Genomic DNA, 21501 nt, shown 5'->3' on the forward strand with positions numbered 1-21501 from the left:
CGCTCGGCGCATTATCTTCGTCACTGCATCCGAACCCTGGAAGCACCAGCAATACAAAAAATAGTATCCTGCCTGTTATTTTTCTCATCAACGTTCGTTTGGAAAATCTAGATTATAATGCTGCTGCTAACGTCTTGATTAAGCCTTGCACTGAGTGTCTGTTGCTGCATCATAACCCACCACATACGGTTCGCCACCAGTTATCTCCATCTCGCTCAGTGACCACATTTTTTTAGGGTTTGCTTCCAGTTTTGCCTGTACCTTAGCCCAATCTATAGTTTTGTGGCGGTTCATGCTTTTCTCGAAACGGGTTTTTAATGTCTGGAGTAGTTCCTAGTTTTATGCTGGTTGTAGCTCATTTTTTAATTGCCATAGTTTACCTCGATTAAGAATATCAAGTATAAAGTGAATTGAAAAATAATTCACATATGCAAATCAGTAGTCTATCGTAAAATCTAGTTGAACAGAATCTCTCAATATAACGCTATTGTTACTTTTCTTTAAAACATATGGGCTCCCGTTCTTACTTACAAAAATTTGAACTTGTAATTTCAATATTGTATCCCAATAGCGCGTATTTGAAGGTCCCCCCTTTGTAACAAAAATAGTTGAGTTAAATTCTTTATTAACTGGCCCTATTATATGCTCCCACGGTGAGCGAGCCGCAATAACATAATTTTTACTTTGCTGATTTCCTGTAGTTATAACAAAGTTTAATAAGCCTTGGGGATATCCAGTTGAGCTTTCCACTACATATTTGACGTAATACTTGTCGGAATCAGTTTTGGAATTAATTTCCTCTTTTTCACAACTAAACAGGGACAGCGAAATAAACAATATTGTAAGAAAAGTATAGATTGTTTTCTGCATAGTTAAAGGTTCTAAAGTATAGATGTGTTTAAATAGCTCTTTACTGAGGACTCTGTATAGTCTGCAAATTGGCTGGTATTCTAAAAAGTTGAACATCCAGTTTTTGTTGGCTAATTCGTATAGCTGTACTTGTAATTATATATTGCTCGCCTTGATAAATTCATTTTAATATTATAGCACCACATTAGGCTAAGATTTCATGGAAATTACCCCATCTATAGTTTTTAAATATAGCAGGATCAACGGGTAGCTTAGATGTGAAGTAATGTTTTTGGATTCCACTTTTACAAGTCAGAATTAACTCACGACACTTGTAACCAGATACCTCGATCATATTTTTAGTTATCTCAGCTTTTAAAAGCTCGTCATTATTCATACCTGCATCAAGCCATAAAACAAGGTCAGATGTCGGAGTCTTTGTATATAGTCTGTTTTCTGATGGCTCATAAATCTGCTATTCAAACTGGCGACCGTTTGCTTTTGAACGTCAACATCCCAGGCAAGAAAGGCTGAGGTATCTTCCAGAAGTATACCATCTATATAGTTTACCATCCTTAACCCTTTGTAATATTAGTGACTGTGGACAAGAAATCCTTTTGAACAAGCTCGTCAATTTTCTCCATTAAGACGGCATACTTTTCATCCACTACTTCATCTATGTCGCTTGAAGTACCTTTTATAAGCTCCTTTATTTCTAGCTGTTGTCCGATGATGGTTCGTAAATACTCATTGCTTTTGATTGAATTGTATAGGAGTCGAGTTGCAAGTTGCGTAATGTCTAAGTTATAGGTTTGGTTCTCAAAGCCGCCTAATAAAGAATCCAGATTGTCTGACATAGTATATTTCGATTAGGTTTGTTTTTAATTAGAATGACAGGTAACTACTGAATATAAGGAAGTCTATTACGTTTATCCGCGATATATGCGGAGGTGGTTTTGTCTTGTTAATTCCAGACGTCACTACAAAAACTGTATAAGGCCTGATCAACCAAATTACGTTCCTTAATTAAATATATATAATTCCCTGATTATTACCATAAATATAGAAGCTAATCAAAAAATCAGCCTACCATACTTGTCTTGCCCCAATCTGAGAATGAATTTGCCGGATCTACACTACCTGCAACCCATTTATTTAAAATTTACCAATAATCAAGCTCAAACGAAAAATCCATACTGCTTAAAATAAGCGTTTATAAACGTGTATTTATCCGTTTATAAACGCTTATAAACGAATAGCAAACAGCTATACCTGACTAAAATTTTAACGGCCAGCACTTACCGCTAAGCTTCTGTTCAGAACAAAAAGGCATCAGGCTAGACTTTAATGAAATAAGATTTTGCGAAGAACTCATAAAAAAACCGCTATACCTTGGCTGCTTGGCTAAGGTATAGCGGTTCCCTATCAAGGCTGTATCGTCTTACAAGTGCGTTACATACTGCTCCAGGTATTGCTCCATTTCTTTCTGAACTTCCATGGCAGCTGCTCTGGCTTTGTCAGCGAAGTCGCGGCTGGAGGAGGCGTAGATAATGGCGCGGGAAGAGTTGACCAAAAGGCCGCACTGCTGGTTCATACCTAAACGGGAAATCTCTTCTAGGCTACCACCTTGTGCGCCAACGCCTGGCACGAGCAGGAAATGGTTTGGTACGATGGCCCGAACACGCTCAATGTACTCGCCCTGCGTGGCGCCTACCACATACATCATCTGTCCCACGCTGGCCCAATTGGCGCTCTCGCGCAGCACTTGCTCAAACAGGTATTCCTCGTTACCATCCGACAACTTCAGCATCTGGAAATCCTTGCTGCCGGGGTTGGATGTGAGCGCCAGCAAGATTACCCAACGGCCTGGCTGTACCAGGAACGGCTTCACCGAATCAGCACCCATATAAGGCGCTACTGTGATGGAGTCGAACTTCATGGTCTCGAAAAAGGCACGGGCGTACAGTTCCGAGGTGTTGCCTATGTCGCCGCGCTTGGCGTCGGCTATCGTGAAAATTTCTTCAGGTATAACTTCCAGCGTCTTTTCCAGACTCACCCAACCTTTCGGCCCCTGCGCTTCATAAAAAGCAATATTCGGTTTGTAGGCTACACACAGGTCGGCAGTGGCCTCCACAATTTGGCGGTTGAACTCAAATACCGGGTCTTCGTGGTCGAGCAGGTGCTCAGGCAGGCGCTTAGGGTCGGTGTCGAGGCCAATGCACAGGTATGATTTTTTCTGGAGTATCTGCTCAAACAGCTTTTCTCTGGTCATGATAGGTATAGGAGCTAAAGTTCAGGTATAGCAAAGCTAGTTTATTTAGGGGCAGCTACAAATTTTTTATACCTGCTCCAACCACTAATTGAATTGCATTGCTCGATCTGCCATGCCTTGCAACCATTTTATCATTAAAAGGCTCTACAGAATAGACATATAGCATAAAAACTATGATACGACTCCTGTTCATCTCCTCTTTAATTCTCTTGTTTGCTTCCGGCTGTTCTAAGGAGGATGCTGAACCTGCGGTACAGGAGCGGCCTGCCCCCATCGTACGCATAGAGGCTCCTGCAACAGCACAGGTAGGCGAAAATGTGACAGTTGATGTTTACTTTCAGGTTAACGGAGGTTGTGGTGAGTTTGGCTCTTTTGATGTAAATTCTTCCGGCAAGGAAACGGTCATACGGGTTGTGGCGAAATATAAGGGGAAGATCTGTACCGATGATCTGCCCATCCGCAAGGCAACCTATACCTTTAGCCCGGCCGAACCAGGCACCTATACCTTAAAATTCCGCTCCACCCCTCAGGTAGGGTTTATTATCGCAACTATAGAAGTTAAGACCGCTTAAGATTTATAAACGAACAAAAAAAAGAGCCACCCCAAACGGAGCAGCTCTTTTACCAGTCGAAACTAGTTAGGTTATCGTAAGTCCACCACCTGCACGCCTTTATACTTGGCTTTGTTGAAGCTGAATGCATCAGCAGCCAGCGCAGGGTTTGCCTGGAAGTTATTAATGGTATAGGTATAGCGACTGCCGTTATTACGGAACATCTGCCAGCTCTTCAGCGACTTGTCTTTCTGGTTGATGTAGAGACGTACCTTAAAAATCGGGTTGCTGCGGTCTTCCGGAGCCAGTTCAATTACATCAAACGTGTCAGCGCCTTGCTTCTCAGTACCAGCGTAAGCATACTTGTAGCCTTTCTTATACATATCGAAGATCTTGCTCGGTGCCATGGCCTCGGCTTCCGCGTCGGTTTCTGTGATGGTCACTTCGTTCACCTCTTTCAAATAGGTCCACATCAGTTTGCCGTCACTTATAATCTCCTGTCCGCTCACGGCGAGTCTGTACTTAGGGCCGCTAACCAGGATATCACCCTGCATGGTCTCTTTTATTTTGGAAGAAGGGTTCTCCAGTGTCTGTGCAAAAGTCGCTTTAAAAGCTTTCATACTTCTGTACTTCTGGCTCATCTGGTCCAGTATTTTGCCTGCTTTGGGGTCCTGCTGCGCGTGCGCCAGGTTTGCAAACAACATTACGGCCAGCAAAAGGGATAATACTCGTTTCATGTCAGTAGTTAAGTGTCTTGGTTTTCTTTCCTAGAGCGTATTCAATAACTGTTCCAAACTGTACTCGTCCGGAATTAAAACTTCGCGGGCCTTGCTTCCCTCAAACGGCCCCACTATACCTGCCGACTCCAATTGGTCGATCAGGCGGCCGGCGCGGTTGTAGCCCAGCTTGAGGCGGCGCTGCAACAGCGAGGTACTGCCCTGCTGGTGCTGCACAATAATGCGTGCCGCTTCCTCGAACATCGGGTCTTTGGAGCTTGAGTCGAAGTCAGCTTTCTCGTTGCCACTCTCGTCGCCTACAAACTCCGGCAACAGGTATGCATCGCTATAGCCTTGTTGTTCGCCTATAAAGTCGCAGATGCGGTCTACTTCCGGCGTGTCCACAAAGGCGCACTGAATACGGATCATGTCCGAGCCAATCGAGAAAAGCATGTCGCCCTGACCAATCAACTGGTCGGCACCACCGGCATCCAGAATGGTGCGGGAGTCAATTTTGGATGTTACTTTAAAAGAAATACGTGCCGGGAAGTTAGCCTTGATGATACCCGTGATTACGTTCACAGACGGGCGCTGCGTGGCGACTACCAGGTGTATACCAATGGCACGGGCAAGCTGCGCCAGACGGGCAATCGGGGTTTCCACCTCTTTACCGGCCGTCATCATCAAGTCGGCTAACTCGTCTATAACCAACACGATGTAGGGCATGAACTTGTGTCCCTTTTTCGGGTTCAGCTTGCGCTCCACAAACTTGCGGTTGTACTCTTTCAGGTTACGGCAGCCGGCATCCTTGAGCAGGTCGTAACGCATATCCATCTCCATACAGAGCGAGTTGAGCGTGTTCACCACCTTTTTGGTGTCGGTGATAATCGCCTCCTCGGTATCGGGTAGTTTGGCCAGGAAGTGACGCTCTATTTTATTGAACAGCGACAATTCCACCTTTTTCGGGTCCACGAGCACGAATTTGAGCTGCGAAGGGTGGCGCTTGTAGAGCAGCGAGGTCAGAATAGCATTCAGACCAACGGACTTACCCTGACCGGTGGCACCCGCCATCAGTAAGTGCGGCATTTTGGCCAGGTCGGTGATGAACACCTCATTGGTGATGGTCTTACCGAAAGCGATCGGCAGGTCCATCTCGCTCTTCATGAACTTCTCCGTAGACAGGATCGACTTGATCGACACCATTTCCTTTTTGGTGTTCGGTACTTCTATACCTATCGTGCCCTTGCCAGGTATAGGCGCGATAATACGTATACCTAAAGCAGCTAAGCTCAAGGCGATATCGTCTTCCAGATTCTTGATTTTGGAGATACGCACCCCGGCATCCGGCACAATTTCATAGAGCGTCACGGTCGGGCCGATGGTGGCTTTGATGCTCGCTATACCTATATTGTAATGGCCGAGTGTGGCCACAATCTTGTCTTTGTTCGCTTCAAGTTCCTCTTTCGTCACCGACACTTTAGTAGCGCCGTAGTCGTTGAGCAGGTCGATAGTCGGGTACTGGTAGCGGGCCAGATCCAGCGTTGGGTCGTAGTTTTCAGTGGCCAACACGTCAGCCGCTTCCTCTTCCGGTGTCTTCTCGATCTGCAGGTCCAGCTCTTCTTCTCCCTCAACAGTGTCAAACTCAGCTTCAGCCAGTTCTTCATCAAGTTCGGTTTCAATATCGAGCTCCAGGGTTGGCGCTGGCGCCGGTGTAGCAGGTTTTGGCGGTTCTGGCTTAAGCGAACTCAGTTCCATCTCCAACGCACGGTTAATGGCCTCTTCCTCTTCTTCGGCCAGGTATAGATCCTCTTCTTCGTCAGCATCCAGCGAAGCGGTTGGGTCGGCGTTGTGGTTGATGTTGCGGGCCGAGCCGTGCACCACATCGCGCAACGACGAAGCGCTTCCACGTTCAATTTCAACATCACCGTCTTCCTCAGCAGCTGGTTTGCTCCAGTTGATGCTCGTGATGTTAAAGAAGAATACCAGGAAAATAAGTAACAGGAAGCCAAGCAGCAGACTGCTGCCCCAGCCGATCAGGCTGCTCAGCCAGGTAGCGGTTTCTATACCTATACCTCCGCCCAAAAAGCCTAATTCACCTATTGTATTTGTAGTCAGCACGATGTACCCCAGCGTCAGGCTCAGCCACAGCATCGAGAAAGTGCAGAGGCCCAGCACGTACGGCATAGAGATAGTCTTCCAGCGGAACACAATGCGACTACCAGCAAAGAATGCGATCGGGATCAGGAAGAAAGCTCCTATACCTAGAAGGTCATAGATGAAAAAATGGGAAACCCAGGCGCCGAACAGCCCAAGCCAGTTCTCCGCCTCCTGCCCCGATTCCTTCAATCCCGTGCCCTGCACCGACTCCACTACACTTTGGTCGGCCTGCCCTGTGAAGAGGTAGGATACGAATGCGATGGTCATGAAGAAAGCGATCAGCAAAAAAGAGAAACCGATGAACAGCTTAAAGCGCCGATCGGTCAGGAAAGCGGGCGCCTTGAGGTTGAACCGGAAAGACGGCAGCTTAAAAAAAGGCTTCCTTGTTTTTTTCTGTTTGGTTTTTTCATTGGTAGAGGCTGTGCCGCGTGGTTCATTACGTCCACGCACCTCATTCCTCGCCCTTCCCGTGCTCACCGCATCGTTTCTGTAAGTGTTCTTTGCCATACCCTTCAACTAATTAAGATTCCAAATTTACATTATTTCGGCACACGCCGCTCAGCAAATCCGAAGGCTTTTGGAGAAATGTGCTAAAAAACTTCCCCTACCCCCTCCTAAAAACAGGAGGAGGTAATAAAGGTAAATTTATACCGTTTTTTAATTGTCTGAATCAGGATTTACTGGATTAGAAGATTGACAGGATGTTTGTGCACGATTGTCATGCCCCTATCCTTAAGGGGCCTTTTCGGCTATTGCTTTCCTAAATGTCATCCTGAGAGGATCTTAGTTGAAGGGAGGTTTAACGGTTGCCATAAAACCCCTGCCCCTCTCGAGAGGGGAATTTCCTGTAGCTGCCATTTGGCAGGTATAAGCCTTGTAGCAATTAGCCACTGACAGGTATAGCAAGACTAACTTGCCCCTTAAGCTACGAAGCAAATCACCTCAGCCTGGTGCTCTTTACGACACTCCACTGTTCGAGCGTTCAGCGAGTTTGGAGGGTCTTGACTTTTTTGCCTACTTTTTGTGTCAAGACAAAAAGTAGGGCCCGCCTGGCCAAGGCATACAATGAAACAATACAGCTTGCTATACCTGCAAAAGCAGCAGCTACACCTGAGTAAACCCCACTGGCAAAGCGAAGAACCACTTATCCCTGCTTCAATAACCTCTTATTTATACTTGCAACCAGCGCCGGACCTTCATAAATAAAACCAGTATACAGCTGCACCAGATCGGCACCGGCCTCTAACTTCTCAACAGCATCTTCGGCCGTCATAATACCGCCCACCCCAATAATCTTGATCTGCTGCGGCAGGTGCTGACGCAAGTAGCGGATAATTTCGGTGGCGTGTTTGGTGAGGGGTTTACCGCTCAGTCCGCCAGCGCCGATCTCTGAAACTCGGTTAGAAGCAGTATGCAGCCCTTCGCGGCTGATGGTGGTGTTGGTGGCAATAATACCACTTAGCTTGGCAACTATGGCAATCTCGATAATATCATTTAATTGAGCTTCGTTCAGATCCGGAGCGATTTTCAAAAGCAGGGGTTTGGCTTTCGGCATAGAGTTGTTCAGTTCCTGCAGCGCCATCAGCAATTGCTGCAGCGGCTCCTTTTCCTGTAAGGCACGCAGGTCCGGGGTGTTGGGTGAGCTCACGTTCACCACAAAATAATCCACCACTTCGTACAGCGCCTTAAAGCAGTAAAGGTAGTCGTTGAGCGCCTCTTCATTTGGCGTTACTTTGTTCTTACCGATGTTGCCGCCTACCAGAATGTTGCTTTTTCGCTCCCGCAGACGCTTCACAGCTGCCTCCACGCCTTCGTTGTTAAAGCCCATGCGGTTGATGATGGCCTGGTCTTCCGGCAGACGAAAAAGACGGGGTTTGGGGTTACCCTCCTGTGGTTTTGGAGTAAGCGTACCGATCTCAATAAAACCAAAGCCCAGTTCTCCCAGCTCATCCACCAGTTTAGCATCTTTGTCGAAACCTGCTGCCAGGCCTACCGGATTGGGAAATTTCAGTCCAAACAGTTCTCGTTCCAGCCGCCTATCTTCCACTTTGAACATGCCACGGCTTATGCTTTTTGTTAAAGGCAGACTGAAGGCCGTGCGCAGGGCGTCGGTGGTGAGGTAGTGAACTTTCTCGGGGTCTAATTTGAAAAGCAGCGGACGAAGGAGGCTCTTATACACGGCAGCGGGTTTGGTTAAGGTTAGCTGCCTGCAAAGATAGAAAGTGAAACCATACAACGCTTGAGAATTCTGGAGCGGGTTCAGATAGACCTCGCGGTGTCTTCAGAGCCGCAAGTGTCTGGCGTGAAGGCAGCAGCTATACCCGGTTTCCGAGGCCCCATCTCCATTGCTTTAAACACTCGCGGGAGTTAGGCACATAGTTAGGTCTTTGTAGTATACCTGGCTTAGTGCATCAACTTTTCCCAGTGGCGCTGCAGCACCGGGTTCTTTTTGTAGGGTTGCTTTCCCTCTCCTATCAGTTCATTCAATACTCTGATACGCTCTTCTGAATTGGGGTGCGTGCTCAGGAAAGCGAGCATTTCGGAGCTGTCGCTTGTTTGCAGGCGCTCCATCAGCAGCACTACACCCTGCGGATTCAACTCGTTCCGGCGCAGCAGTTCCAATCCGTAGCGGTCGGCTTCGAGTTCTAAGTTGCGGCTATACTCCAGGTTGCGTAGCGAAGAGGCATTGTCAACCAGCACGGCGGCCACCCCGCTCACATCACCAAAAAACACCGATGCCAGCATATAGTACGAAAGGCTTCGCGTCATGGCACGTAGCGAATGTCGCTTCTGGATATGCGCCAGCTCGTGCCCCATCAAAGCGGCCAGCTCTTCATGCTGCTCCATCTTGTCGATGATGCCTTCATACACCACCACGTAGCCACCCGGTATAGCAAAGGCATTTACCTCATCGCTGGTCACGACGGCAGCAGTGATCGGGTAATCCAGATCGGTCTCCAGTTCGCTCAGGTATGCATTTAGCGCAGCTGTCTTTTCTTCGTTTACCTGGTAGCCCTGCAGCATTTTTGTGTAGAGTTGCTCACCCAGCTGGCGCTCATAGCTTTGCGGAAAATGCATGGCCACCCGATCGGCAAGGGCTGGCACGCCCCAGATGACAAAGGCTACCAGCAAGCCCAGCAGGCTCAGGGCCATGATGGCTATACCTGTCAGGCCTAAACTTAGCACGCTGTTGTAGCTGGACTTAAGGAAGGCTGTCCCGCGATATTGTTGCTGCAGCGCTTCCTTAAATTCTTTGTCTACCACTGAAATACTTTGTTGAGGGAATTTTCCATAACGGAGCAGCGTAGTCGCATCGTTGAACTCCGACTGGTGTATACCTGCCAATTCCCAATGCACAGAGCCACATACTTCGTCAGCGCAATAGTCAATGTGCAGCCCGTCTGCCAGCAAAGCGATCTGAGCCGGCATACCTTTAGAGCTTTGCCCGTTATAGTATTTCCCTTCAAATATCATGTTAGATGACACCAATATCCATCATATCCGTCATGCTCTCGTACGTTGCCGAATCGTAGGCTTCTTCGGTTTGCACCAGGGCGTCGGCATCAAAGTGTCCGCTCATCACGGTGTTGTTCATGATTAGCGACATGGTGCGGGTAGTGGTAAACGGTATACCCAGCCCCAGCGTGAACACAACGATCAGGATATTGCCAACTGTCAGCTTCAGCACTTCCCAACCCGAAACATGGCACTGCAGACGGCTATAGGTGCCATCTTCCTGCAACACCACAATGTTGTTCACATAGAAGTGTAGCAGGTTTTTGGTGTACCAGAAAAGGTAAATGCCCAGCGTGAAGATGGAAAAGAAGTAGCCCTTCACGTGAATCAGGAATAAGTCACCTCCATCGCCTACATAGCGCAGTCTCACGTTGCCAAAGCGCACGTTATCGATCATCTGCTTGCGTAGTTTGACCACAAACCACGATCCGTAGATACCGAGCGTAAGGATGGTGAGGAAGAAGCCGATCAGGTAGGTGGAGTACATGTCGGAGAGTTCTCCCCGGTAGCCCAGGTGGATGCCGCGCCAGCTCGTGCGGGATGTGCGGTAACGCATCATACCGTGCAGTGCCAGGGGTATCAGCGCCAGAAGTCCCAGCATAAACACACCATATGTGATCAGCAGCGTGCCAGTGTCTTCCGAAAATATACCATATAGCAGAATGGCATAGAGAACAATAAAGACACCCAATCCTTTGATGAAGCCTTTAAACATCTCTTTGCCGGTGCCGTGGAAAACGAAGGGCGTACCGGCCAGTTCGGTTTTGCGGTACAGGTACTGCAGCGATTTGGCCTTGGCCCATGGGTAGTAAAGCCCCAGCGTCACGATTGTGAGCAGGAGGTTTACTATTTCGATGGCAAAGTATTCGGAGCCCCTGCCGGTGAAAGAGAAGTGAGTGGTCTGCTTTTCTTCTTCAAGTAAAGTTGTTGTCATAAAAAGCCTGGAAATAGGTTGAAAAATGGTTATAAAAATAACACAGGCTATGCATAAAACACAGCCTGTGTTATTACAGCATTTAAATATAGTAAATATCAGTTACTTACCATACACACTGCATTTTTGCACCAAAATTTTACATCCTATTTCTTCTCCATCGTCCACTGCTCAAAGTGAGGAAAGTATTTTGCTCCCCAGAAGGTATAGCGTGGAATAATGGCATTATTGAGTCTTCGTTTGAAATCCGAAAAGTCTTTTTTCTCTTGTGGTGACCAAAGCACCTCGCTCAGGGCCGTCATACGCGGGAATACCATGTATTCCACCTTGGCCGTGCTGCCAATATACTCCGCCCATAAGTTGGCCTGCGCCCCGATGATGTAGTGATCCAGCTTCCGCTCGCGCAGGGCGGGCGGCACCGGCTCGAAGCTATATACAGCATCCAACGGATTGTAGCCATGTATGGCCAGGCTGTCGTTAGGGTCTTTGGACTGGTAATGGTCGAAGTACAGCGGATGGCCCGGCGCCATGATCACCTGATGGCCACGAGTGGCGGCGGCTATACCTTCCTTCTCCCCGCCCCAGTTCATGATCAGCGTAGAGGTACTCAGGTCGCCTTCCAGAATCTCGTGCCAGCCGATCACTTTCTTGCCCTTGACGGCGAGGTATTTTGCTACCTGCTCTACAAAATAGGTCTGCAGGCCTTTCTCATCTTTCAGTTTGTGTTCTTTGATGAAAGCCTGCGACACGGGGTCTTCTTTCCACCACTTTTTGCTGGTTTCGTCGCCACCGAGATGGAAGTACTCATAAGGGAACAGATCGGCTACTTCCTGAAACACAGTCTCCAGAAACTGAAAAGTTGCCGGGTTGGGCTGCAGCACGTTATTCTGGCGGTTGTACATGCCCCAGGTGGTCGCTACGTTCCAGGTGGTGTCAGGACGGGTGCTGAGTTCCGGGTAAGCAGCAATAGCCGCGCGACTATGGCCGGGAATATCGATCTCAGGTATAATGTTGATTCCCCGCACGGAGGCATAGTTGATCACTTCCAATATTTCGTCCTTGGTATAGTAGCCACCATACCGGGTGCCGTCATACCTAATCGGCTGGTCTTTGAAATGCCCGATCAGGGTTTCCTCGCGCCAAGAGCCTACGGTATTTAGTTTTGGGTAAGACTCCATTTCGATTCGCCAGCCCTGATCATCAGTGAGGTGCCAGTGGAAGGTGTTGAACTTGTGAAAGGCCAGGTAGTCGATGTACTTTTTGATGAACTCGACAGGAAACATGTGGCGCACGACATCCAGGTGCATGCCGCGGTAGGCAAAGCGCGGGTAATCCTTGATCTGCACATCCGGAATCTTCACTTCCTTCACCTGCTTGAGCGGGAACAACTGCAGTAAAGTCTGGATGCCATATACCATGCCGCCCGTGTCTTTGGCGCGTATCGTTATGTCTTTGCCAGAAACAACTAAGGTATACATCTCGGCTTTGTCGATAGTCTTTTTATCGAAAACGAGCCGGATGTGGTGACTGGTTTTGGGCTTAGTTGTTGTGTTTAGGTATACAGGCAGATTCAGCCCCGTTTGTGCGGCCAGCATTTCTTTCAGAAAATCAGCCTGCGCTCCAAACTGTTTGTCGAATAGGATCTGGGTTTTCCCGTCGATGGTCACATGCCCTCTCGCCTCTTTGATCACCTCAACAGGAATAGGCGTTATGTCGTCAACGGACTGGGCAGTGGCAAGAATAGGGATAGACAGGAAAAGCAGTAGAACGGAAAATATCCGATGAAAGGTAGCTGGCATGCGCGATTTTTTAGTTTGTGTTGCTTATTGACTTCCGGAAAAATGATTGGTTTAATATCGTCGATGAATGATTCGTGCAGGTCGCGATCTGTCCGAACAAGCCATAATTCAACTTGCTCAAGCAATGGTTAATTCAATCTTTAAACCTCCAAAATCTACGGGCGCCATCTTGGTTGTAGGTTACTAATTAATCCTTATCTGCTTTTATTACTCTAGTCTGAAAAAAGGGATCATTACCTTCCAGATATATCAGGGTATCATTTCTAAATTCATATTTTATATACTCAAGTGCGTCCACAAATAATATTGGGTCTTCTTCAATACTAAAGCTAGCGTTTTCAGTTTCTCCTGAAGTCCATACCCCTTTTATATCTTCTTTAGTGAATAGTGGCTGAATAATTAAGTGCTGTGGATCAATTATTGGAGAAGGCGTTGTATTCTGATGTTCGATTACTGACTCTTCCTCACTTTCTCTAACGCCACAGCTTATCAAAAATACCGTCAGCAAAACGATGTACATTTCCTTCATGCGTTGGTTCTATAAATCGCTTAAACTCCTCAACTCTCTAACTCCCAAAATCTCTAGCTTCTCGGATGGTAATCCTTGATCACTTGTTTCAGATAATCCCGGTCGAGGTGGGTGTATATTTCGGTGGTGGTGATGGATTCGTGGCCCAGCATTTCCTGCACGGCACGCAGGTCGGCGCCGCCTTCGATGAGGTGCGTGGCAAAAGAGTGGCGGAAGGTATGGGGGCTCACCGTTTTCTGTATACCTGCTTTTGCCGCCAGGTCTTTGATAATCGTGAACACCATAACGCGTGTGAGTTTGGCTCCACGGCGGTTGAGGAACACAAAGTCTTCATGCCCTTTTTTGATGGTGAGGTGGCAGCGCACGCCATCGCGGTAAAGTTGTATATGTTTCAGTGCATCGCGCCCGATCGGCACCAGTCGCTCTTTGTCGCCCTTACCGGCCACTTTCAGAAAGCCCATGTCTTCGTAGAGGTTGCTCAGTTTCAGGTCCAGCAGTTCCGACACACGCAGTCCGGAACTATAGAGCGTCTCCAGCATGGCCCGGTTGCGCGTGCCTTCCGGCGTAGACAAGTCGATGGCGGCCAGCAATTGCTCAATCTCGTGGAAGTGCAGCGTGTCGGGTAGTTTGCGGCTCAGTTTAGGCGCTTCGATTGTCTCGGTCGGGTCGGCTGTGATCATGTCTTCCATGATCAGGAACTTATAGAAGGCCCGTATACCTGATAGCGTGCGTGCCTGCGAGTGTGGCGTCATACCCAGCCCGGCTACCCACTCCAGAAACTCCCGAAGTATAGGCGGTGTCATCTGCTCGGGTTGCACCGTTATACCTTTGATCTCCAGAAAATCGGTCAGTTTGCGGATATCACGCAGGTAAGCTTCCACGGAGTTACCGGAAAGCGACTTTTCGAGGCGCAGGTATTGTTCGAACTGGGTAATGCAAATGGACCACTTCATAAGTTAAGATTTGTGCAAAAGAGGCGCTGACAAAACTTTCTTTTGTCAAAAAAAACAAAGCAAAGATAGTTAATCCTTAAATTGCAAACGCTTAATTGAGCTGAATTCACTACGATACCCTAAAACTATGAAAATCCTGATCCTGAACGGCCCAAACCTGAACCTGCTGGGTATTCGCGAGAAATCTGTCTATGGCACTGAGTCATTCGAATCTTACTTTGAGGAGCTCAAGTATGCCTTCCCAGCCATGGAGTTATCCTATTTCCAATCCAACACCGAGGGCGTGCTCATCGACAAGCTGCACGAAGTTGGTTTCAGCTACAAGGGCATCGTGTTCAACGGAGGCGCCTATACCCATACCTCAGTGGCCCTTTCTGACGCCATCAAGGCCATCGAAGCGCCGGTGATCGAGGTACACATCTCCAACGTGTATGCCCGCGACGCCTTCCGCCACAAAAGCATGCTGGCACCATTCTGCAAAGGAGTGATCACGGGGTTCGGTTTGGAAAGCTACCGCATGGCCCTGCAGTATTTTGAGCGTATGAAGCCGAAGCAGATCGGTTTTGGCTCTAAAAAATAGCGTGACGACAGCAAATTGCCGTTTACTAAATATTTGGCTTTTACTATAGTAGCCATACTATAATTCTTTATATTACCCTCCATGATGAATTTCTTTCCAGGACCGTCGAAGATTTACCCAGAGGTGCGCAGCTACCTGACAGATGCGTACGACGAGGGGATTATGGATGCTCCGCACCGCGGAGAACAGTTTGTACAGCTCTCCCGCGCCGTGGTGGGCTCGCTCAAGCGCCGCCTGAACATACCGCAGGACTACTCTATTTTCTTTACCTCTTCCGCTACTGAGTGCTGGGAAATCCTGATCCAGAGCCTTACCAAAAAGAAGAGCTTCCACATCTACAATGGTTCTTTTGGGGAGAAATGGTACGAGAATGCAAAAAAGATGCGACCGGAAGCGGAGGGTGTGCGTTTCGACATAAACGAAGCCATGCCGGTGGAGGAACTTGACATCAGCACCGACACCGAACTGATCTGCTTTACCCAGAACGAAACCTCCAACGGGACGCAGGTAACGGCAGCTTCTATCCTCAACCTGCACAACCGCTTCCGCGACACCCTCACGGCGGTAGATGCCACCTCTTCCATGGCTGGCCTTAATCTCAAGTACATCAAAGCCGACATCTGGTTTGCCTCTGTGCAGAAGTGCTTTGGTCTGCCGCCGGGGCTGGGTATACTCGTTTGTTCGCCGCGTGCCATTTTCCGGGCCAAGCAAATGAACGAGCGCAACCATTACAACAGCCTGGTGTCGCTCTACGAAAAGATGCTCAACTACCAGACCGTGCACACACCAAACACGCTCAACATCTACCTGCTCAAGCGCATGCTCGAAGACCGGCCGTTTATCAAGCAGCTTGACATTGACCTGGTCGACCGTGCCAACGAGCTGTATGAGTTCTTCGGGCAATTCACGGAATTTAAACTGTTGATCGAGAACGAAGAGGTGCGCTCTAAAACGGTGGTGGTGCTAGAGGCGAACGAACGTGTAGTGGAGGACATCAAGAAACGGGCTTTGCACCACAACATCCGGTTGGGCAACGGCTACGGTCCATGGCAGCGTAACACATTTCGGATCGCCAACTTCCCGGCCATCGGTAACGAGGAGTACGAAGAGCTGAAGCGCTTTTTCCTACATTATTACGTCTAAGAATCCTACCTTTGCGGCTTGTTAGCTGAATTGCTGTTGGCAATTCAGTGCATACCTATACTTAATTGCTTGTAGTTCAGGCAGTTTAACAAACACAAAGTAATGATTCAGGACCTGTTCAGTTTCAAGGAAATCGCGTCTGTCACGCTCATCCTGTTCGCTGTAATCGACATTCTCGGCTCTATTCCCATTATTATCGACTTGCGTAAGCGCGAGGGCAGGATTGAGTCCGAAAAAGCCACCATTATTTCAGGGGTGCTGATGATCGCCTTCCTTTTTGTGGGCGATGGAATCCTGAAGCTGTTTGGCATCGATTTCGAGTCTTTCGCAATGGCCGGCGCTATTATCATTTTCCTGATCGGTTTGGAGATGATTCTCGGGAAAGACCTGTTCCACTCCGACCCGGAAGTGAAGAGCGGCTCCATCGTGCCACTGGCTTTCCCGCTTATCGTGGGGGCCGGCACCATGACCACGCTACTCTCGTTGCGTGCCGCCTATTCCCTGCCAAACGTTCTGGTGGGCATCATCCTGAACCTACTGTTCGTCTACATCGTTCTCAAAGCTTCGCCCTGGCTGGAGCGCAAACTCGGCAAGGCCGGTGCCAACGTACTCCGCAAAGTGTTCGGCGTTATCCTGCTGGCCATCGCCATCAAGCTGTTCAAAACCAACCTACCTATTTAAGTGAGTGAATGAGTGATGGAGTGAATGAGTGATTGAGTGAATAATTTTGAATAAATCAGGATCCTCAAGCTTGCAGCGGTCAAAAAAGGCGATTGCTTCTGCACTCTTTACAAGTCAAAACGCACGCAATCTCAATTTATAAAATCACTCATCCACTCCATCACTCATTCACTCAATTTAAAACATGATCGAGCTTTTCACAGACGGTGCTTCACGAGGGAATCCGGGTCCGGGCGGGTATGGGACCATACTGCGCTGGAAAAACCACGAGAAAGAGCTGACTGCCGGCTTCCGCAAAACTACGAACAACCGCATGGAATTGCTCGCCGTGATTGTGGGGCTCGAGGCGATCACCAAGCCGGGTATACCTGTCACGGTCTACTCTGACTCTAAGTACGTGGTGGATGCCGTGGAAAAACGCTGGGTCTTTGGTTGGCAGAAGAAGGGTTTTGCCGGCAAAGCAAACGGCGACCTTTGGGCCCGTTTCCTGCGGGTATACGCCAAACACAACGTTCGTTTCGTCTGGATCAGAGGCCACGCCGGGCACCCCGAGAACGAGCGCTGCGACGAACTGGCAGTGGCCAGTGCGCTGTCTCCTAATTTATTGATTGACGAGGGGTTTGAGTCGGGACAGTTTAACTCGAAGTGATTAATGTTGGTTAGTGGGTATAGATGATTAACCAAAGAATATGATTGCTTTAGATGGATTAGTCGCGGCAGTATATGCGGCAATTATATTGTTAATAATTGCTGTTATCATTTACATCATTGTTGGAGTGTTTGTCCTATTGAAGAGACAAAGACTAATAAGCACGATCTATTTTTGCAGTACGCCACTTCTATTTCTTATAGGATATGGTTTAACTCATACCTTCAAGAATCCCGACTGTATTTTTATTTCTGCGATCGCCATTATTCTCTTTAACAGCTCCTTCCTCTTATTCACAAAGCGATTCCAGAAAAGAGCTTAAGAATTATTCATTATTACCCACTACTCATTCCAACCCGTGCCTAACACCTACTTCCAATTCAAGCAATTCCGCATCGACCAGGACCTGTGTGCGATGAAGGTGTGCACGGATTCCTGTGTATTCGGGGCTTATGTGGAGGTAAGTCAGGCGAAGCGAATACTGGATATCGGAACAGGTACGGGCTTGTTGGCGCTGATGGTGGCGCAACGGTCGGTGGCGGTGGTGGAAGCGGTGGAGATAAACCCGGAGGCCCAGCTGCAAGCGGAGCAGAACTTTGCGGAGAGCCCATGGGCAGAGCGGCTTCAACTGCACCCAATGCCGCTGCAGGAGTTTACGAAAAACTGCTCGCAGCAATACGATGTCATTCTGTCGAACCCGCCTTTTTTCCTGGCTTCGCTCAAGTCTGATAACGCTGCGAAGAACACTGCTAAACACACCGGCGACCTACTCTTTGAAGATATCCTGACCTTCGCGCAGAAACACCTCTCACCCGAGGGAAAACTATACCTGTTACTACCGCCAGCTGAAGCGAGTCATTTTGCTGAGCTTGCCAAAGCGCACGCGCTATACCTGGCCGAAACGCTGGAGGTATACACCCGCACTGAAGGCAAGTGCATCCGCCACATCCAGACCTATACCTTCGCACCGACAACACAGGCAGTTTCTAAAAAGCTTGACATCCGTGAAGAAGATGGCACAACCTATACCGCTGATTTCACAGCACTGCTGCGGGACTACTACCTGATCTTCTGAAAACTGCCAGAGGCTATACCTGTTAATGGATTGCCCTTACCTTCTCTTCCTCCACAAAGTCCACTCCATACCTTTTGAGCTCTTCCAGCACAGGTTCGTACAGATCCGGGTAAATAGGGATAACTACGCCGCGGCGATCAATTTTGCCTTGTAGCAGAAGCTTCGCCAGTATACCAACCGGCAGGCCTACGGTTTTGGCCATGGCCGTTTGCACCTCATCGTCGCCCAGCACCACCAGCGAAGAGGTGAGTTCGTGCTGCTCGCCGTTCAGTTCGTACTCAAACAGGTGCTGCATCACGATCATGTCCTTGTCGCCAGGCTCCAGCTTCCATTTGCCAACCAGTATCTTTTCGAGCACCTGCGCAGGAGTAGCGACTTGCATTTCCAGTGGTGTGTCTTCGAATAAACCGAGCCACACTAGCTTCTCCATTATCTCGCTTTCGGGGACTATACCCACATAGCGGCTCAGTCGCTGCCGTGTTGTTTCTTTGGCAAAGGCAGCAGGAGGAAGAAAGGCCTCCAGGTAGCTGCGGTTCGTCATGCTGCCTACGCCTTCCAGGTCGTAGCTGTCGTCGGTGAGGCCCAGTTGCACGAACACGTCCCAGGCAGCGCAGTAGCCGATGCGTCGCAGCGTGCCGCGCAGCATCGTCGGGATATCCTGCAGGCCATAATGCTCCCGGTAGCTGAGCGAGTCGCGGTTGGCATAGCCGTCGAAGTGGCCGTAGCCCTCCACGTACAGCTCGTCCGTTCGCTTGAAAAGCTGATGGTATGGTATGTACTTATACTCGCCGTTCTTTATATACTTGGCTGTTCCCTGGCCTGCCAACACCACGTTGCGCGGATTCCAGCTGAACTTGTAGTTCCAGGGGTTGTTGTCCGACTCCGGTGCCACCAATCCACCCGTATACGACTTGAAGGAGGTGATTTTACCGCCCATACGCTGTACCCGCTGAATCACTGCCATGGCAGACATGTGGTCTATACCCGGATCCAAGCCTGACTCCATCAAAATGGTCAGGTTCTTCTGCTTCGCCTCTTCGTGCAGCTCCCTGAACTCCGGCGAAACATAGGATGCGGTGATCAGATGCGTTTCCTGTTTCATACACTCACGGGCCACCTCAATATGGAAGATGGCTGGCAAAAGCGAGATCACGAGATCGGCCTTGCTCACCTCAGTGGCCCGCTGCGCCTCATCGTGCACGTTAAAAACAATCGCTTTGGCAAAGTCCAGCTGTGCAAGCTTGTCCCGAAGATGGTCCACATTGATGTCGCCAATGGTGATGTGCCAGTTCTCGGCAGCAGCGTGTTGTAACAAGTATTGGATCAGCGAAGAGGCAGAGCGGCCGGCCCCAAGCAGGAGTATATTTTTCATAGTATTCGTATCGTTGCGTTTGAATTTAGCAATTACCCCCTGTAAGGCCAACCTTTTGTATTGTTTTATCAGAATAATGGGTTAAATTTATAGCCCTTTTCTAATTTTTATACCTATAAGGTCTTAAATGGCAAGTGAGCTGAATATACAAATCTGCATCGACGTACTCTCGACAGACGAATTGACCCAACAGGAGCGCGACGCGATGTTGCTCGCTCAAGAAACGGCAAAGGATGCCTATGCTCCTTACTCCAACTTTTTGGTAGGCGCCGCCCTGGTGCTGGAAGACAACACCATGTTCAAAGGCAGCAACCAGGAGAATGCGGCCTACCCTTCCGGCCTCTGTGCTGAGCGTACCGCCCTGTTCGCCATGAGTGCCCATTACCCGAACAAAAAGATAAAGCTGATCGCCGTGGCTGCCCGCCGCAGAAGTGAACAGCATTTCCTGTCAGCCATGCCATGCGGTGCCTGTCGGCAGGTGATGGCCGAGTATGAGCATAAACAGGGTGAGCCTATACCTGTTCTGATGCATGGCCCGGAAGGCAATTTCTACCGCCTTCGCAGCGTAAGCGACCTACTGCCTTTCCAGTTCAACAAGGAACATTTATAATTTTTTGAGTGAATGAGTGAGTTAGTGATTGCGTGATTGGTTTTGATTTTTGAATGCGTGATGGAGTGAATAAGTGATTCCCTCTTAAATACTATAACATCGCGCCAAGATAACAAACTGACTGATAGGCAGGTTTAGCAAACGAAAACACTTGTGGAGGCTAATCACAACCTGCTCAAATAGTGCGCCCAACCATCAACAATCTAATCATTCAACAATTTAAAAAGTCACTCAACCACTCCATCACTAACTCACTCAATCTCACCATGGAGCATAAGCTGACAGTACCGCGAACGGCCCGCTACTATACCTTGGGAACGCCCTCAGAGCAGACGCGCGACCTTTGGGTGGTGTGTCATGGGTATGGGCAGCTTGCTCGTTATTTTCTGCGTCACTTCGCCGTGCTCGACGACGGTGCTACCGTAATTGTGGCACCGGAGGGATTGTCCCGTTTTTACCTGGATGGCTTTTCCGGGCGCGTGGGTGCTACCTGGATGACGAAGGAGGATCGACTTTCTGAAATAGGAGACCAGTCAGTCTACCTGAACTTACTGTTGCAGGAACTCCTACAGCAAGTGCCTGCCGATGTGCGGGTGTACGTGCTGGGCTTTTCGCAGGGCGGCGCTACAGTTTGCCGCTGGCTTGCGACCAATCAGGTACCATGCCAGCACTTGGTGCTCTGGGCCGCCTCTTTTCCCGAGGACATTGACTTTGAATCAGGCAAAACGGCGTTTGAAGGTATACGGGTGGATGTGGTGTACGGCACGCAGGATGAATTTATCACGCCAGAAAAGCTCCAGCACCAACAGGAAATCATGCACCGCCTCGGCATCACGCCACAGGTCCATACCTTCGAGGGCGGCCATACCATTGCCCCAGAGCTGCTGCTGAAGCTAAAATCCTAAGGCGACTATTCAAACCAGCCGATTATCGGTGCGGGGACCCTTCTCTGGAACTCGCATTTACGTCATAACACTAGCTGCCTTTCCCTTCAAAGTAACTATCGAGTACCTACTTCTGGGTATTTTCATCAATGCATACATCCTTATATATAAATTTAAATAAATATTATTTAAATTTATGGCGGTAAATTTGCAACCAACCTATCTTATACT

General features: G+C 48.8%; 20 protein-coding genes and 1 pseudogene. 8 read left to right on the plus strand and 13 right to left on the minus strand.

All coding sequences use genetic code 11. The features are described 5' to 3' along the window. Nucleotides 1-159: 159 nt before the first annotated feature. The 4 genes and pseudogenes from L1278_RS00455 to pyrF form a co-directional block, all read right to left on the minus strand. Nucleotides 160-333, minus strand: a pseudogene (locus L1278_RS00455) (DUF4256 domain-containing protein); the annotation flags it as partial. A gap of 102 nt (nucleotides 334-435) precedes the next feature. Further along, the gene (locus tag L1278_RS00460; protein WP_253400544.1) at nucleotides 436-870 is read right to left on the minus strand and encodes a hypothetical protein; all 435 of its coding nucleotides are present in this window, start codon (nucleotides 868-870) and stop codon (nucleotides 436-438) included. Nucleotides 871-1424: 554 nt separating this feature from the next. Further along, entirely contained in the window at nucleotides 1425-1706 is a 282-nt protein-coding gene (locus tag L1278_RS00465) for a hypothetical protein (protein WP_253400545.1), read from the minus strand. 584 nt (nucleotides 1707-2290) lie between these two features. Continuing rightward, entirely contained in the window at nucleotides 2291-3121 is an 831-nt protein-coding gene (gene pyrF, locus L1278_RS00470) for an orotidine-5'-phosphate decarboxylase (protein WP_253400546.1), read from the minus strand. Nucleotides 3122-3294: 173 nt separating this feature from the next. Between pyrF and L1278_RS00475 the strand changes: the two genes are divergently transcribed. Then, nucleotides 3295-3693, plus strand: coding sequence for a hypothetical protein (locus L1278_RS00475; RefSeq protein ID WP_253400547.1), 399 nt, complete (start codon nucleotides 3295-3297; stop codon nucleotides 3691-3693). Between the two features lie 71 nt (nucleotides 3694-3764). Here L1278_RS00475 and L1278_RS00480 read toward each other — a convergent pair whose 3' ends face one another. The 8 genes from L1278_RS00480 to xerD all read right to left on the minus strand — a co-directional run bounded on the left by L1278_RS00480 (nucleotide 3765) and on the right by xerD (nucleotide 14276). Next, entirely contained in the window at nucleotides 3765-4409 is a 645-nt protein-coding gene (locus tag L1278_RS00480) for an outer membrane lipoprotein carrier protein LolA (RefSeq protein WP_253400548.1), read from the minus strand. Between the two features lie 30 nt (nucleotides 4410-4439). Further along, nucleotides 4440-7052 carry a DNA translocase FtsK gene (locus L1278_RS00485; RefSeq protein ID WP_253400549.1) on the minus strand — a complete coding sequence of 871 codons (2613 nt, stop codon included), beginning with the start codon at nucleotides 7050-7052 and terminating at the stop codon, nucleotides 4440-4442. A 637-nt stretch (nucleotides 7053-7689) separates the two neighbouring features. Next, entirely contained in the window at nucleotides 7690-8724 is a 1035-nt protein-coding gene (locus tag L1278_RS00490; protein WP_253400550.1) for a quinone-dependent dihydroorotate dehydrogenase, read from the minus strand. A gap of 224 nt (nucleotides 8725-8948) precedes the next feature. Further along, entirely contained in the window at nucleotides 8949-10019 is a 1071-nt protein-coding gene (locus L1278_RS00495; RefSeq protein ID WP_253400551.1) for a M48 family metallopeptidase, read from the minus strand. A 1-nt stretch (nucleotide 10020) separates the two neighbouring features. Beyond that, nucleotides 10021-10995 (minus strand): YjgN family protein, encoded by a 975-nt coding sequence (locus L1278_RS00500; protein WP_253400552.1) that lies wholly within the window; start codon nucleotides 10993-10995, stop codon nucleotides 10021-10023. A 146-nt stretch (nucleotides 10996-11141) separates the two neighbouring features. Beyond that, nucleotides 11142-12794, minus strand: a complete 1653-nt coding sequence (locus tag L1278_RS00505) for a beta-N-acetylhexosaminidase (RefSeq protein WP_253400553.1) — start codon at nucleotides 12792-12794, stop codon at nucleotides 11142-11144. A gap of 187 nt (nucleotides 12795-12981) precedes the next feature. Continuing rightward, a complete protein-coding gene (locus L1278_RS00510; protein WP_253400554.1) occupies nucleotides 12982-13323 on the minus strand; it encodes a hypothetical protein in 342 nt (113 codons plus the stop codon). Between the two features lie 53 nt (nucleotides 13324-13376). Further along, on the minus strand, nucleotides 13377-14276 hold the full coding sequence (xerD, locus tag L1278_RS00515) for a site-specific tyrosine recombinase XerD (RefSeq protein ID WP_253400555.1): 900 nt from the start codon (nucleotides 14274-14276) through the stop codon (nucleotides 13377-13379). Between the two features lie 127 nt (nucleotides 14277-14403). On the opposite strand from xerD, the gene aroQ reads away from it, so the two are divergent. The 5 genes from aroQ to L1278_RS00540 all read left to right on the plus strand — a co-directional run bounded on the left by aroQ (nucleotide 14404) and on the right by L1278_RS00540 (nucleotide 18404). After that, nucleotides 14404-14856, plus strand: a complete 453-nt coding sequence (gene aroQ / locus L1278_RS00520) for a type II 3-dehydroquinate dehydratase (RefSeq protein WP_253400556.1) — start codon at nucleotides 14404-14406, stop codon at nucleotides 14854-14856. 81 nt (nucleotides 14857-14937) lie between these two features. Beyond that, the gene (locus tag L1278_RS00525; RefSeq protein WP_253400557.1) at nucleotides 14938-15999 is read left to right on the plus strand and encodes an aminotransferase class V-fold PLP-dependent enzyme; all 1062 of its coding nucleotides are present in this window, start codon (nucleotides 14938-14940) and stop codon (nucleotides 15997-15999) included. A 114-nt stretch (nucleotides 16000-16113) separates the two neighbouring features. After that, on the plus strand, nucleotides 16114-16680 hold the full coding sequence (locus L1278_RS00530) for a MarC family protein (protein ID WP_253401932.1): 567 nt from the start codon (nucleotides 16114-16116) through the stop codon (nucleotides 16678-16680). 184 nt (nucleotides 16681-16864) lie between these two features. Continuing rightward, nucleotides 16865-17329 (plus strand): ribonuclease HI, encoded by a 465-nt coding sequence (rnhA, locus tag L1278_RS00535; RefSeq protein WP_188502868.1) that lies wholly within the window; start codon nucleotides 16865-16867, stop codon nucleotides 17327-17329. 358 nt (nucleotides 17330-17687) lie between these two features. Further along, nucleotides 17688-18404, plus strand: coding sequence for a methyltransferase (locus L1278_RS00540; RefSeq protein WP_253400558.1), 717 nt, complete (start codon nucleotides 17688-17690; stop codon nucleotides 18402-18404). A 22-nt stretch (nucleotides 18405-18426) separates the two neighbouring features. On the opposite strand, the gene L1278_RS00545 is transcribed toward L1278_RS00540, so the two are convergent. Then, entirely contained in the window at nucleotides 18427-19776 is a 1350-nt protein-coding gene (locus L1278_RS00545) for a saccharopine dehydrogenase family protein (protein WP_253400559.1), read from the minus strand. A gap of 127 nt (nucleotides 19777-19903) precedes the next feature. Here L1278_RS00545 and cdd point away from each other — a divergent pair, with 127 nt between their 5' ends. Both cdd and L1278_RS00555 read left to right on the plus strand, forming a co-directional pair. After that, complete coding sequence (cdd, locus tag L1278_RS00550) at nucleotides 19904-20386, plus strand: cytidine deaminase (protein ID WP_253400560.1); 483 nt, start codon at nucleotides 19904-19906, stop codon at nucleotides 20384-20386. Nucleotides 20387-20568: 182 nt separating this feature from the next. After that, entirely contained in the window at nucleotides 20569-21291 is a 723-nt protein-coding gene (locus L1278_RS00555) for a phospholipase (protein ID WP_253400561.1), read from the plus strand. The last annotated feature ends 210 nt before the right edge of the window (nucleotides 21292-21501 follow it).

The organism is Pontibacter sp. HSC-36F09 (genome assembly GCF_024171605.1).
Classification (GTDB): Bacteria; Bacteroidota; Bacteroidia; order Cytophagales; family Hymenobacteraceae; genus Pontibacter.